This window comes from Streptococcus sp. k-628 (assembly GCF_013277475.1).
Taxonomy (GTDB): Bacteria; Bacillota; Bacilli; order Lactobacillales; family Streptococcaceae; genus Streptococcus.
Map to the genome: position 1 here is coordinate 1 of NZ_VMMZ01000014.1, position 11,841 is coordinate 11,841.

At 38.8% G+C, this 11,841-nt stretch carries 12 protein-coding genes; 11 read left to right on the plus strand and 1 reads right to left on the minus strand.

The genetic code is table 11. From position 1 onward, the window contains the following. Window positions 1-137: 137 nt before the first annotated feature. Window positions 138-1,148 carry a YeiH family protein gene (locus HT730_RS02380; protein ID WP_119947635.1) on the minus strand — a complete coding sequence of 337 codons (1,011 nt, stop codon included), beginning with the start codon at window positions 1,146-1,148 and terminating at the stop codon, window positions 138-140. 568 nt (window positions 1,149-1,716) lie between these two features. Between HT730_RS02380 and HT730_RS02385 the strand changes: the two genes are divergently transcribed. The 11 genes from HT730_RS02385 to HT730_RS02435 all read left to right on the plus strand — a co-directional run bounded on the left by HT730_RS02385 (window position 1,717) and on the right by HT730_RS02435 (window position 10,858). Further along, window positions 1,717-2,886 carry a pyridoxal phosphate-dependent aminotransferase gene (locus HT730_RS02385; protein ID WP_173306696.1) on the plus strand — a complete coding sequence of 390 codons (1,170 nt, stop codon included), beginning with the start codon at window positions 1,717-1,719 and terminating at the stop codon, window positions 2,884-2,886. Then, window positions 2,883-3,653, plus strand: a complete 771-nt coding sequence (gene recO, locus HT730_RS02390) for a DNA repair protein RecO (RefSeq protein WP_138703715.1) — start codon at window positions 2,883-2,885, stop codon at window positions 3,651-3,653. The genes HT730_RS02385 and recO overlap by 4 nt, the downstream gene beginning before the upstream one ends. Continuing rightward, entirely contained in the window at window positions 3,650-4,642 is a 993-nt protein-coding gene (gene plsX, locus HT730_RS02395; protein WP_000717441.1) for a phosphate acyltransferase PlsX, read from the plus strand. Before recO ends, plsX begins: the two co-directional genes overlap by 4 nt. Before the next feature lie 5 nt (window positions 4,643-4,647). Further along, window positions 4,648-4,881: an acyl carrier protein gene (locus tag HT730_RS02400; protein ID WP_173306697.1), complete on the plus strand. Its 234-nt coding sequence runs from the start codon at window positions 4,648-4,650 to the stop codon at window positions 4,879-4,881. Window positions 4,882-4,996: 115 nt separating this feature from the next. Then, window positions 4,997-5,902: a C40 family peptidase gene (locus HT730_RS02405; protein ID WP_240146934.1), complete on the plus strand. Its 906-nt coding sequence runs from the start codon at window positions 4,997-4,999 to the stop codon at window positions 5,900-5,902. A gap of 112 nt (window positions 5,903-6,014) precedes the next feature. Beyond that, entirely contained in the window at window positions 6,015-7,184 is a 1,170-nt protein-coding gene (locus tag HT730_RS02410; RefSeq protein ID WP_050243093.1) for an N-acetylmuramoyl-L-alanine amidase family protein, read from the plus strand. Window positions 7,185-7,336: 152 nt separating this feature from the next. Then, complete coding sequence (locus HT730_RS02415; protein WP_023940555.1) at window positions 7,337-7,483, plus strand: smi_0057.1 family bacteriocin-like peptide; 147 nt, start codon at window positions 7,337-7,339, stop codon at window positions 7,481-7,483. 447 nt (window positions 7,484-7,930) lie between these two features. Then, window positions 7,931-8,863 (plus strand): GHKL domain-containing protein, encoded by a 933-nt coding sequence (locus tag HT730_RS02420; RefSeq protein WP_240151450.1) that lies wholly within the window; start codon window positions 7,931-7,933, stop codon window positions 8,861-8,863. Continuing rightward, window positions 8,860-9,591, plus strand: coding sequence for a response regulator transcription factor (locus tag HT730_RS02425; RefSeq protein ID WP_173306699.1), 732 nt, complete (start codon window positions 8,860-8,862; stop codon window positions 9,589-9,591). The genes HT730_RS02420 and HT730_RS02425 overlap by 4 nt, the downstream gene beginning before the upstream one ends. Window positions 9,592-10,281: 690 nt before the next feature. Beyond that, complete coding sequence (locus HT730_RS02430; protein WP_000180826.1) at window positions 10,282-10,470, plus strand: class IIb bacteriocin, lactobin A/cerein 7B family; 189 nt, start codon at window positions 10,282-10,284, stop codon at window positions 10,468-10,470. 208 nt (window positions 10,471-10,678) lie between these two features. After that, a complete protein-coding gene (locus HT730_RS02435) occupies window positions 10,679-10,858 on the plus strand; it encodes a Blp family class II bacteriocin (protein WP_050243091.1) in 180 nt (59 codons plus the stop codon). Window positions 10,859-11,841: the final 983 nt, after the last annotated feature.

Sequence of the window (11,841 nt, forward strand, 5' to 3'; positions counted from 1 at the left end):
AATCAAAGAGCAAACTAGGAAACTAGTCGCAGGCTGCTCAAAACACAGTTTTGAGGTTGCAGATAGAACTGACGAAGTCAGTCACATATATACGGCAAGGCGACGTTGACGTGGTTTGAAGAGATTTTCGAAGAGTATTAGAAAATGCCGATAAGGGTCTGCATACCAAGACTAGTGAGGATGATGGCAATCCAGCAGATGGCTCCGAGAACAATGGATTTTCCGCTGGATTTGACCATAGCTACCAGATTGGTTTTGAGCCCGATAGCACTCATGGCCATGACAATAAGGAATTTAGAGAGTTCTTTGAGAGGGGTAAAGAAACTACTGGATACACCTAGAGAGGTGAGTAGTGTAGTGAGGAGAGAGGCAAGGATAAAGTAAAGGATAAAAAGTGGGAAGACTTTTTTCAGTTGTAGGCTTTGCTTGTTTTCTTGTTGGCGACTTTGCCAGTAGGATAGAAAGAGCGTGATAGGGATGATAGCCAGTGTCCGCGTGAGTTTAACAATGGTTGCAGACTCGAGGGTATTGCTTTGGTAAAGACTGTCCCAAGCGCTGGCGGCAGCCGTTACAGAGGAAGTATCGTTGACCGCAGTCCCTGCAAAGAGGGCGAAGCCTTCATTGGATAGATGAAGCCAGGTGCCGAGGGTTGGAAAGATGAGCGCAGCCAAGACATTGAAGAAAAAGATAACGGAAATGGATTGGGCTACTTCCTTTTCCTTAGCATCAATAACGGGCGCTGTCGCAGCAATGGCAGAACCACCACAGATTGAAGAACCTACTCCAACCAAGGTAGCCAGTTTTGTATCCAGTGCAAAGAAGCGCTGGAAGAAGTAGGCAATAATCAGAGCTATTGAGATAGTGGACAGGATGACAGGGAGTGAAGATTGGCCAACTGCGAAGACCTGCGAGATATTGAGACCAAAACCAAGCAAGACAACGGCATATTGGAGCAATTTTTTAGAACTAAAGGTCAACCCAGCATCCAGTTGTTTATAGGACGAGAGAAAGGGATGTAGGAGCATGCCTATGAAAATGGCAAAAACGGGCGCGCCAATAACAGGGAAGAATCCTCCTAAGTACCAAGATACGATAGAAATGAGAAGGCAGGCCAAGATACCTGCTCCATTTTTTGATAGAAATGACATAAAAACCTCCAAATAAAATCTTTTAGCATTATAGACATAAAAACAGGAAAAGTCAAATAGAAAGTGGAGCTAACAATTATTTGACAAGTAGCACTAATCATGTAATAATAATCTTACAAGAACTGTAACGAAGTCTTGGCAAAAACAAAAATACCAGAGCTCCACCTCTGGTATTTCTTTTTGTCCAGTTACATTAAAACTAAACTCAGGTTATATTTTTGTCGCGCTTATCTAACCACTTTCTGACTATCCACTCAGAAATGACATTACCGGTAATAGTAATCAGTAATGGTTCTAGAATAGTTGTAACGAAGATTATCAAAACCTCAATACTCGTCGAAAATCTCATGATACGTTGTCATCTTTGGCTTACCTAACTTTAGTTATGCTTTCACCTCGATTCCTAGTCTCATGAGATTTTCATTGAGTATTCTAAAAACATAGTATTGCAATAAATTTAAATTAACATACTTCAATTTGTTATGCTAGCGTTATTCTATCATGTATTTTTGCGGTCGGGGGGCTTTTGTAGTATAATAGAGATACGTTTTTACAGTAGGAGGTATCTATGGATTTAACTAAGCGCTTTAATAAACAGTTAGATAAGATTCAAGTTTCGTTGATTCGTCAGTTTGACCAGGCTATTTCGGAGATTCCTGGGGTCTTGCGTTTGACCTTGGGGGAACCTGATTTTACAACGCCAGATCATGTCAAGGAGGCGGCTAAGCGAGCGATCGACCAGAACCAATCCTACTATACAGGGATGAGTGGCTTGCTGACTCTACGTCAGGCAGCCAGTGACTTTGTTAAGGAAAAGTACCAACTGGACTATGCTCCTGAAAATGAAATCTTGGTTACAATTGGGGCGACAGAGGCTTTATCTGCTACTTTGACGGCTATTTTGGAAGAGGGAGACAAGGTGCTCTTGCCAGCTCCTGCTTATCCGGGTTATGAACCAATTGTCAATCTAGTTGGGGCAGAGATTGTCGAGATTGACACAACTGAAAATGGGTTTGTCTTGACTCCTGAGATGTTGGAAAAGGCCATTTTGGAGCAGGGTGACAAGCTCAAGGCGGTTATTCTTAACTATCCAGCCAATCCTACAGGAATTACCTATAGTCGGGAGCAATTAGAAGCTTTGGCAACTGTTTTGCGTAAGTACGAAATTTTCGTTGTCTGTGATGAGGTTTACTCAGAATTGACCTATACGGGCGAAGCTCATGTGTCTCTAGGGACTATGTTGAGAGATCAGGCTATCATCATCAATGGTTTGTCTAAATCACATGCTATGACAGGTTGGCGTTTGGGTCTGATTTTTGCTCCTGCAGCCTTCACAGCCCAGTTAATCAAGAGTCACCAGTATCTGGTTACTGCTGCAAACACCATGGCTCAACATGCTGCGGTAGAAGCCTTGACGGCTGGTAAAAACGATGCGGAACCGATGAAGAATGAATACATCCAGCGTCGGGACTATATTATCGAGAAAATGACTGCTCTTGGTTTTGAGATTATCAAACCAGACGGTGCCTTCTATATCTTTGCTAAGATTCCAGCGGGCTACAATCAAGACTCCTTTGCCTTTCTCAAGGATTTTGCTCAGAAGAAGGCCGTTGCCTTTATCCCTGGTGCTGCCTTTGGGTGTTATGGAGAAGGTTATGTGCGTCTATCTTATGCGGCTAGCATGGAGACTATCAAAGAAGCCATGAAACGACTTGAGGAGTACATGAGAGAAGCATGATTCAGTCTATCACGAGTCAAGGCTTGGTGCTATATAATCGTAACTTTCGTGAGGATGACAAGCTAGTCAAGATTTTTACAGAGCAGGCTGGCAAGCGCATGTTTTTCGTTAAACACGCTGGTCAGTCCAAACTGGCTCCTGTTATTCAACCCTTGGTACTGGCACGATTTCTCTTGCGAATCAATGATGATGGGCTCAGTTACATTGAGGACTATCATGAGGTGATGACCTTTCCCAAGATCAATAGCGATCTCTTTGTCATGGCCTATGCGACCTATGTGGCAGCTCTTGCAGATGCTAGTTTGCAGGATAATCAGCAGGATGCTCCCTTGTTTGCTTTTTTGCAAAAGACTTTGGAGTTGATGGAAGAGGGTTTGGATTATCAGGTTTTGACCAATATTTTTGAAATCCAAATCTTGACTCGATTTGGGATCAGCCTCAATTTTAATGAGTGTGTCTTTTGCCATCGGGTCGGTCAGGCTTTTGACTTTTCTTTCAAATATGGAACCTGCCTCTGTCCAGATCATTATCATGAAGATGAGAGACGTTGCCATCTCAATCCCAATATCCCTTATCTGCTCAATCAATTTCAAGCCATTGATTTTGAGACTTTGGAGACCATTTCGCTCAAGCCTGAAATCAAGCAAGAGTTACGCCAATTTATGGATCAACTCTACGAAGAGTACGTTGGGATTCACCTAAAATCAAAGAAATTTATTGATTCCCTAGCAGACTGGGGACAATTACTAAAAGAGGAAAAGAAATGAAAAAAATCGCAGTAGATGCCATGGGGGGCGATTACGCACCTCAGGCCATCGTTGAGGGTGTCAATCAAGCCCTAGCTGACTTTTCAGATATCGAGGTTCAACTCTACGGAGATGAAGCTAAAATCAAGCAATATCTGACAGCCACAGAGCGCGTCAGCATTATCCATACGGATGAGAAGATTGATTCAGACGATGAACCTACGAGAGCTATTCGGAAGAAGAAAAACGCCAGTATGGTATTGGCAGCCAAGGCTGTCAAAGAAGGCGAAGCAGACGCTGTTCTCTCGGCTGGGAATACAGGTGCTTTGTTGGCGGCTGGATTCTTCATCGTAGGTCGTATCAAGAACATCGATCGTCCTGGGCTTATGTCAACCTTGCCGACTGTAGATGGGAGAGGTTTTGACATGCTGGACCTCGGTGCTAATGCGGAAAATACAGCCCAACACCTCCATCAATACGCGGTTCTAGGTTCCTTCTATGCTAAAAATGTTCGTGGCATTGCGCAACCACGTGTTGGCTTGCTTAACAACGGAACAGAGAGTAGTAAGGGAGACCCGCTTCGTAAGGAAACTTATGAATTACTGGCGGCTGATGAAAGTTTAAACTTTATCGGAAACGTGGAAGCGCGTGATTTGATGAATGGCGTTGCGGATGTTGTCGTGGCAGATGGTTTCACGGGAAACGCTGTGCTCAAATCCATTGAAGGAACAGCTATGGGAATCATGGGTTTGCTCAAGACAGCTATTACAGGTGGTGGTCTTCGAGCGAAACTAGGCGCCCTCCTTCTTAAGGACAGCCTCAGAGGTTTGAAGAAACAGCTCAACTATTCAGATGTTGGTGGAGCGGTCTTGTTTGGTGTTAAGGCACCTGTTGTCAAGACTCATGGCTCAAGCGATGCCAAGGCTGTTTATAGTACAATCCGCCAGATTCGTACCATGCTAGAAACAGACGTAGTTGCCCAGACTGCGCGTGAATTTTCAGGAGAATAAAAGAGATGACAGAAAAAGAAATTTTTGATCGTATTGTGACCATTGTCCAAGAGCGACAGGGAGAAGACTTTGTCGTGACAGAATCCTTGAGTCTGAAAGACGACTTGGATGCTGACTCAGTTGACTTGATGGAGTTTATCTTGACACTGGAAGATGAATTTAATATCGAAATCAGCGATGAGGAAATTGACCAACTCCAAAGTGTAGGAGATGTGGTTAAAATCATTCAAGGAAAATAGAAATCGGAGTTCCAAGGCATTTGCTTTGGAATTTTTCTTTGGTTCAAGTGACCGTTTAGGAACAGATTTAGTCTTTCTAGGGACAGTAGAAATCTGAGGAGAAATAAGGAATATAATGGAGTCAGAAAAAATCAATCTCCAAAAAGGAGAAAAAGAAAGGATTTTTATGATGAAAAAATATCTTTATTCTAGTTTGTTAGTTCTTGCAGGAGGCGTTCTCCTAGCAAATACTACGGTAGCCTATGCTGATTCCCCATCAGCAAGTGAGAAAGAAGCGATTGCTCAATTAGTTAATCAAGGCAAGATAAAAGCTGAAGAAGCTGATCAAGTAAAATTGATTGGTTTTGAAGATAAAGAAACTCAAGCAGAGGGCAATCAAGAGAAGAAAGCTTTCAATCAATATCGTGATCCGAAAGGAACATGGATGCAAACCAATGGTAAATGGTGGTTTAAATACGGTTCAGGTGGTTATGCTAAAAATTGGGAACAATTAGATGGCAAGTGGTACTATTTTGATGACCAAGGATGGATGAAAGAAAATACTTGGATTCAACCTGATGGCAATTATTACTACTTATCTGCTAGTGGTGCTATGGTCACTGGTTATCAACGTGTGAATGGTACACCATATTTCTTTAGAGAAAGTGGTGTATGGGTAGAAAATCGTGGGCAAGCTCTTGGTGAATACGCAGAGACATTTGTAGGAAGAATTCCATATGTTTGGGGTGGGGCAGATTTGAATAGTGGCGTAGATTGCTCAGGATTTACGATGGCTATTCATGCTAAGTTTGATATTAGTATTCCTAGAGTAACCTATGGTCAAGCAACAGGAGGAAGTTATGTAAGTAATGGTTCTCAACAAGCTGGAGATTTGATTTTGTATAATAGTGAAGAGACAAATGACCATGTAGGTATTTATGTTGGTGGTGGAAAGGTAGTTCATGCTCCATATCCGGGTCAATATGTTTCTTATATGAATCAATACGGTATTACTCAAAATACAATTCGTAGATATTGGTAATATTGTCTAATTTTTCACAATATTATTGACTTTGACAATGAAAAGTATTAGAATATAGCTAAATAAAGAGGGGAAGCCCTCTTATAGCTGTTCGATAAAGGAGGAAATAGCTATGAAAAAATCTAAATTACTTACTCTTGGTTTGCTTGCAGGTGCTGGTCTGCTTTTGTCTATTAACCAAGCACAGGCTGCAGATACTTGGGTTAAAAATGGTGCTGACTGGAATCTTTCACAAGATGGCAGTTTAGCTAAGGATAAATGGGTACAAAATGCTGGTTCTTGGTACCATTTTGACGGTTCTGGAAAAATGCAGACAGGATGGCTCAAAGACGGTGATACATGGTATTCACTAGCAGATAGTGGAGCTATGCGTACTGGCTGGTACAAGGAAGGCAACACATGGTACTCACTAGCTAATAGTGGTGCCATGCGTACAGGTTGGTACAAAGAAGGGTCTACTTGGTACTATCTCAAAGACAGTGGCGCTATGGCAACAGGATGGGCGACTCCAAATGGTAAATGGTCTTACTTTGAAAAATCAGGTGCTATGGTCGCAGATAGAGCTGTTCCAGCCAGTGATGGGGAAAGTTATGTCATTGGTAAGGATGGCTATCTAGCAAATAGAAAAGATGCTGGATACAATATTCATGATATTGTCAAACTTGGAGATGGGCAAGAATATTTGCTAAATGCTAAAGGTGACGATGTTATTATTGAAAAAAACACTTGGTATATCAGACCAGAGTTCAAGAAGTTTTCTAACAAATATGGGGATGAGGTTGCAAATACTACCTTAGCTTTAGTGGATAATAAAGAAGAAGGACAAGAAATTGATCCTAAGGCAGTTGTACAGAACTTCCAAAACTTACCAAATCGCTACTACTTTGATGAAAATGGACATCGTGTGGTTAATATCCCAGCAATGACAACCTATTCAGAGATTAAAAAAGTTGGCAATGATGTCTATTTAGAAAATCCAGGTGCACGACTTCGTCTTGGAGCTACCCACTTTACAATCAATAACAATAAACTATACTATTTAGAAAATGAGCAAGGTAAGCTCAAAACAGGTTACTTTGTATTGATTGATGATGGTATGGCTACAACCCACTATCACATCCTAGTCTATGCGGATCAATCTGGTGAAATTCTTAAGATGAAACGCTTGCCATCAGGAGTTTCAGATTATCTGGATAAAGAAATCGATGGTTTATACGGTGAAAAAATTAAGATTGAATCTCCACACTCAAACGAATATTATAAAGTGGTTGTGGTTAAATAAAAATAATATCTTCACAACTAATTGTTAACACTCTAACCAATATACCATTTTCAGGAGGCTTTAGATTTCTTGTATTTTAAAAGGAAACTAAAGCCTTTTGTAGATGGAGCAGGGGATAGAGTTATCTATAAAATAATGAAAAGGAGTCTGTCATGGAAATGAAAAATATATTTGTAGAATTGAAACAATTTGAAGAATTAACTCCAGAGGCTTTGGAGAAAGTGAATGGTGGAGGGATTTTTGAAGATGCCGTAAAATGGTGCGATAAGTTATTTAGTACGGGTAGACACTTTGCTTAAATTCACAGTATTCGTTAGAGATTAGATTTATTTATGATTATTTTAGAATTCTTAGTTTCTGTGCTATATATACTGTTGGTAGTCGTTTCAACCATGGTTCCTACTATTTATTTGGGTGCTCAAATTTCCCCAGAATTTTATAAAAAACGTTATTGGGTCCTTGTATTTTTAATTAGTTTATCTGCTCGCCAAACATTTGGAGAATTATTTCATATAGGAATCATTCTCTTCTTTTACTGTATTTTTTTACTAGTATTGCACAAGGGAAAAGGGGAAGCTTTTTTTCTTTCTCTGTATCTTTTTCTCTTCTTTCAAAGTATTCGTTATTTATTTTTGACAATTTGGATTCGTGTATTATCTGGTGAGCCTTGTTGTTTTGTAGATTCGTTTTCCACTTTATATAGATCTGTATTTGATTTATTATCAATCTTTCTATGTTGTAAAATTATGAAGCGTTGGTCTTTGGATTTGGATTTATTCTTTTCAGATACTTTTAAAACCCACTATCGTAAGAGCTTTTTCATTATCCTACCTCTGACTGGATTTAGGATATTCTCTTCGTTCATGACCAATAGAAATAGTTCTTTTTACGTTCGCTTTGACACGACCATTTCTCTCCTGATTTTCATTCTCTTTTTCTCCTGGCTCTTTTATATCAGACACTTAGAGCAGGTTTATCGTGATGAGCAGACCATTCAGAGACAGGAAGAAGAAAATCGTTCCTTGCAAGGGATGGTGGATAAGTTGGGTCATCTCTATGATGAGGTTCGAGGTTTCCGTCATGATTTTGCAGGGATTGTCGCTAGCATGGAGCCTGCCATAGCTAATCAAGATATGGCTGAGGTGTCTACTATTTATCAAGATGTCTTTCTAAAGACCAATGAAAAGCTGAGAAAGGCGGACTACACGGCCTTTAATCTTCATAATATCCAAGATATAGCCATTCGCAATACCTTGGCAAAAGCCATGATTGTGGCAGATAATCAAGGAATTCATTTTAGTTTGGAGACGGTGGGGGTTGTCGAAGAGCTGGCATTGCCGATGTTGGAGGCTATCCGTATCCTCTCTATCCTCACGACAAATGCCTTAGAAGCAGCCAGTGAGGCGGAAAATCCGCAGATTCGGGTTGCTTTGTTGGCAAGTGATAGGAGTGTTCGTTTTATCATTGAAAACACTCGTAAGAAAGAAGAACTGAATCCCATCATTCTCAGTCAAAAGGGTTACTCTACCAAGGGAAACCACAGTGGACTTGGCTTAGCAACCTTGGAAGATATGGTTTTCCATTATGATTTGAACTTAGATACCCAGCTAGGAGAGACGACTTTTAGACAAGATTTAGAATTGCCATTTAAGGATGAGAAACGAGGGGGAGAGGAATGAGAATTTTGGTTTTGGAAGACGATAGAGTTCAGCAGGGACGGATAGAGCAGACTTTACTAGATATCGGTCGCTCTCGCAATTTAAGATTGGAAATTGATATTGCTAAAAGCTATGGAGATGTTGAAAAGTATTCTCAGTATTTTGACCATTACCAACTCTATTTATTGGATTTAGAGATTGATGGAGAGCGTGAACGGGGCTTTCAAGTTGCTCAACAGGTTCGGGAGCGAGATCCCTTTACAAGCATTGTCTTTGTGTCCACACACTCGGAGGCCTTGCCTCTAGCTTTTCGCTACCACTTATCTGCCTTGGATTTTATTTCCAAGGATCAGTCAGAGGCGGACTACTGTCATCAGTTGGAGCGCTGTCTGGACTATGTACTGGCAGTAGATAAGAGGGAAAATATGCGTCTCTTCACTTATAGTTTTGAGGGGAGACGGGGTTTTACTCTGCCCTACCATGAAATTTTAGCCTTTGAAACTTCAGTGGAATCCCACCGTATCAAGGTCTATTATGCTAATCATTCTATCAAGACCATTTATGGCAGTCTTAAGGATATCGCTGCCAAGGCTGAAAAAGATTACTTTGTCTATGCCAATCGCAATACTTTAGTCAGTTTACAGGCAATTGAAGAGATGACTGCCACAGAAGTGACCTTGTTAGAAGGCTTGCATTTTCCCGTATCACGGACAGCCAGAAGAACACTTAAAAAACATCTCAACGTCTAATATCTGTTAGACTTGAATCAATTTATCAATAAGAATATCGGAAAATTTTCTGATATTCTTATTTTTTTGACTTCTTTTTCGAATAGATAAGTAAGAGGAAAAGGAAAGGAGCCTAGTTCATGTTTATATCAATGTTCTACCCATGGTTTACTGAGTTATTTTTTAAATAAATTTAATTTAGTTGTACATTTTCGAAATTTTTTTCGAATAGATAAGTAAGAGGAAACAGAAAGGAGTTTGGTTTATGTGTCTACCAATTTTCTATCCATGGTTTACTAAATTATTTTTCAAATAAATTTAATTTAGTTGTACATTTTCGAAATTTTTTTCGAATAGATAAGTAAGAGGAAAAGGAAAGGAGTTTACTTCATGTATCTACCAATTTTCTATTCATGGTATATTAAATTATTTTTTAAATAAAATTTAATTTAGTTGTACATTTTCGAATTATTTTTCGAATAAATAAGTGAGACGAAAAGGAAGGAGACTACGCGATGTATTTACCAATCTTATTGCCATGGTTTATCAAATGGTATTTAAAATAAATGAAATTTACCTGTTCATTTTAAATCACTTCTCAAATAGATAAGTGAGACGAAAAGGAATTCAGTAATTTATCTATTCTGGTTTTTAAAATGGTTTAAGAGCCAGAAATCGTAAACTAAAAAATAGAAATAAAGGAGAAAAAAGATGACAAATTTTGACAAAATGGAACAGAACTTTGTAGCTCTTACAGAAGAAGAGTTGATGAATGTAGATGGGGGAATTGCACCACTAGTAGTTGCGTTTGGAGTAGCTGCGTTTAAAGGTTTTTCTGTAACAGGAGGGGCTATTATACTGGGAGCAGGTCTTTATCAAGTTGGTAAAAATCTGAAATAAGACTTTGAGTAAGTTTTATGAATAGAATATTAAAAAGAATATATATAGGATCTGCTTTAATATCTTACAGCATATTATTAATTTATTCTCTACTTAATTTAGAGAAGGTATCGTTGGGGATCTGTATTTTGTTAGTAGCATTGACATACTATATTAATAAAAAAGAAATATTTAAAGCAAAAGTGAATAAGAGCAAGGAGAACTTAAAATGAATATTTTAGTAAATGATAATCAGTTTACAGCAATGACAGAAAAAGAACTAGCAACAGTTGATGGAGGAGTACTTCCTGCAGCGGTAGTAGCAGTTCCAGTAGGAATCAAGGTTGCAGGGTATGTTGTCGGTGGTTTATCCGCTGTAGGGCTAGCTGCATGGGGTTACTTCAGATAAGATAAAACACTGTGAAGAAATCAATGAATTTTTCAAGCGAATTTGCGGCTATTATTATATCAGCTTCAGGGATGGTAGGTTTATTAGTGGGACTCACTATTGGCTTAGCTAGTATTATTTAAAGAGGGGTATAACATGCAAAATTTGAATCAATTTGAAATCGTAGAGCAAAGTGAATAAGTTGAAGTAGGTTTATTGATTGTTATCGAAGGATTATTACTTCCTGCTGGTGGAGCAGCTTTAGGGTATTATGCGAATAGACCATAATCTGATTATAGTCAGAGAGGCATTTCTATGTTTTTAAAAAAATTCGTTAAATCAGTATTGAAAGTTTTGCCTGAAATCATGGTATTACTTAGTTCAATGTCTTATATCATCATCAGATTAGTAGCTGACATAAATAAAGTATCTTTACCTACTTGGTTTGATAATTTTAATATACCCACGGTTGCATTATTTATGATGGTCTTCATTCTTTTATACAGAAGTAAAGAAAAAAAGAATAGATAGATTTGAAGCGGTAGACGCTCTATAGGGAATAGGTGTCTTATAGTAACGAATTAAAAAAGGAGTAACTATGAATCGTAATTTAGAACGGTGTTATCTATTCTGACTAGGAATAGATCATACCAAAGGTGGCTTAGAAATAGCAGGGACATTAGAAATTAAAGTAATAAATAGGATGTCACAAATGTTACTATCAATGATTTATTTGTTCCAAGCTTGCCTAGGGTGTCAGTAAAAAATCAATTTCCTTTCATACCATATTTTTAATAGGTAGGACGTTTGTTCTACCTATTTTTTGCCAAAAAGTGCAGTTAAGGTGTTTATTTATATAGTTTGGAGTTTAATATGAAATTCGTTAAATCAATACTGAAAGTTTTGCCTGAAATTATGGTATTACTTAGTTCAATGTCTTATATCATCATCAGATTAGTAGCTGACATGAATAAAGTATCTTTACCTACTTGCTTTGATAATTT